This is a genomic window from Hydrocoleum sp. CS-953, assembly GCF_002260545.1.
GTDB lineage: Bacteria > Cyanobacteriota > Cyanobacteriia > Cyanobacteriales > Microcoleaceae > Trichodesmium.
Window position 1 is genome coordinate 1 of sequence record NZ_LGSU01000240.1, and the last position, 2,523, is coordinate 2,523.

The window sequence follows — 2,523 nt, forward strand, 5'->3', positions numbered from 1 at the left end:
CTACTCCCCTACTCCCCTACTCCCCTACTCCCTTAATTATAAGTGTTCAACCGGGCATGGTATTACAGGTTTCAAACCTCAACAAAGAATTCTTAAAGCAAGTAGTAATGCTGGCGATCCAATTCTAGATTTATTTGCTGGAACATTTACTAAATCATTCGTGAGAAAAAACTGTAGGGGTTTGGAGACCAAACCCCTACGACAAAATGTTACAATTTATTTAGGATGGTTATATCTTTAACACTTATAGAAACTAATGAAAAATTCCAACACAAAATATGATTTTCTAATTGTAGGTAGCGGAATTTTTGGTATTACTGCTGCTGTAGAATTAGGAAAAAGAAAATATAAGGTGGCAGTTATTAACCCAGATACTATTCCCCATCATCTGGCAGCTTCTACTGATATTACTAAAGTTGTGCGTCTGGAATATGGTAGCGATCGAGAATATTTCCGTATGGCAGAAATATCTATTGAGCGCTGGAAAGAATGGAATGAACTTTTTGGGGAAGAGTTGTACCATGAGGTAGGTTTTTTAATGCTGTGCAAGGATAAAATTGAAAGCGATCGCCACAGCTTTGAAAAATTTAGTTATCAAAACCTTATTGAAAGTGGTTATTCTCCAGACAGAATAAATGCTGAAGGTATCAAAGAACGTTTTCCGGAGGTGAATACTTCGGTTTACATAGATGCAAATTTTAATCCCAAAGCAGGATATGTAGAATCTTCCTTGGTAGTAGAAAAACTAACTGAGTATGCTAGTTCTTTAGGTGTAGAAATTTATCAACAGCAAACCGCAGAAAGTTTTATTGTAGAAAACGGAAAACTACAAGGAGTCAAAACTAGAGAGGGAAATACCTTCCAATGCGGTCATGCGTTAGTAGCAGCAGGTGCTAATACTCCCTATCTTTTGCCAGAGCTACAACCTTACATGAAAGTGACTGGTCATCCCGTGTTTTGGCTCAAACCTCAAAACCCCAAATATTTTTCGTCACCTTATTTGAGTGTTTTTGCTGCCGATATTTCTAATTCTGGGTGGTATGGTTTTCCCTTTTTGCCTAAATATGGTGTTGTCAAGATAGCCAAACATTCTAGTGGCGTAGCTATTCATCCTGAAAATAGCGATCGCCGAATTAAGGATAATGAAGTGGAAAATATGCGGTCTTTTCTAAAGATGACTTTCCCGGAACTGGTAGATGCACCTTTGGTATATACTCGCAGATGTTTATATACTGATACCCTTGACGGACATTTCTGGATAGATAACCATCCAGAAATTAAAGGTCTTTCTGTTAGTAGCGGTGGCAGCGGTCATGGATTTAAAATGGCGCCTTTATTAGGAGAAATTGCAGCAGATGTTGTGGAAGGGAAATCAAATCAATTTTCCCAAAGATTTAGATGGCGACATTTAACACCTGATACCCTTCAAGTTGAAGAAGCTAGAGGTGTTGAAATCTGATTGAGAGTGGGAGCATCTTGCTCCCTAATTTCCACCCTGTCTGAACAGTATTTTTTCAGTGAAATTCATCTCCTAAACATCACGAAATACAGGCTCAAAAATAGAACAGGAAATTCTAAATTAAATTTAGACTATATTTTGATAAAAGTCATCTTTATTACCTATTTCTATTTTTCCTTCTGAGGAATTAATTACAACTTTCAAGAGTTTTACCAATATCCATTGTTCATTATTTTATTATTACTTTTAACTTTTAACTTTTAACTTTTGACTTCAAACTAACCCTGCTTGCTGAAAAACTTGTTCAACAGTTATTTCTAATTCTGGTAAAATTTCATCTCCCAAAAGTTCTTCCCCTCGTTTAGTTTTTGGCGGAGCATCAGGATATAAAATAGTAATGCTTTTTGCTTGTGAATCTACAATCCAAATCCTCAAAACTCCTGCATTCAAATAATCTGTAGCTTTTTCACTTAAATCGCCAAAAGATTGACCAGGAGAAATAATTTCAATAGCTAATTCAGGAGGAAACGGACACAGTTCATCTTCAAATCTTTCTAGAGGTAATTTCTCATAAGAAATATATAACAAATCGGGTACGGGAACCCAATCTTTACCATTTTTTGCTAGAGTAACTCCCCATTCTATTCCTACTTCTCCTTTTGATTTACTCCAGTTAGTAAGAACTAGATAAAGAGTACCTGTTAAGCGAGAATGAAATCTTTTAGGAGAGATTTTAGGTTGTATTTTTCCATCAATTAATTCATAAGTAATATCCTCTTCTGGAAAAGCTAAGAATTGTTCTAAATTTAGTTGTGTTTCTGTAATCATAGTTATTTTTACAATTAGTTTAGTACAGAGGAGGGAGACAGTAGTAAGCTTGAGAAATTTAGGAGAAAACTTTTATTATCCTTAATTAACTAGAGGTGATACTAGACAGGAGAAAAGAATAAGAGGCGTTGGTAAATTAGAGTATGATTTGTATTTTTGGGTAACTCTTAAACTATTGAATAAGAAATATTTGAGATTGTTCAATTTTTATTTTCATACCTTTATTCACCAACGCC

General features: G+C 35.2%; 2 protein-coding genes and 1 pseudogene. 2 read left to right on the forward strand and 1 reads right to left on the reverse strand.

Going from position 1 to position 2,523, the window contains the following annotated elements; all coding sequences use genetic code 11:
• Positions 1-241, forward strand: a pseudogene (locus tag AFK68_RS36175) (hypothetical protein); the annotation flags it as partial.
• 15 nt (positions 242-256) lie between these two features.
• A complete protein-coding gene (locus tag AFK68_RS02060; RefSeq protein ID WP_094671235.1) occupies positions 257-1,459 on the forward strand; it encodes an FAD-binding oxidoreductase in 1,203 nt (400 codons plus the stop codon).
• 273 nt (positions 1,460-1,732) lie between these two features.
• Here the strand turns inward: AFK68_RS02060 and AFK68_RS02065 are convergent, their stop codons facing one another.
• Complete coding sequence (locus AFK68_RS02065) at positions 1,733-2,287, reverse strand: Uma2 family endonuclease (RefSeq protein ID WP_094671237.1); 555 nt, start codon at positions 2,285-2,287, stop codon at positions 1,733-1,735.
• Positions 2,288-2,523: the final 236 nt, after the last annotated feature.

Coding starts and splice junctions, on each gene's coding strand:
- AFK68_RS02060 (WP_094671235.1), top strand. CDS start 257: ATGAAAAATTCCAACACAAAATATGATTTTCTAATTGTAGGTAGCGGA.
- AFK68_RS02065 (WP_094671237.1), bottom strand. CDS start 2,287: ATGATTACAGAAACACAACTAAATTTAGAACAATTCTTAGCTTTTCCA.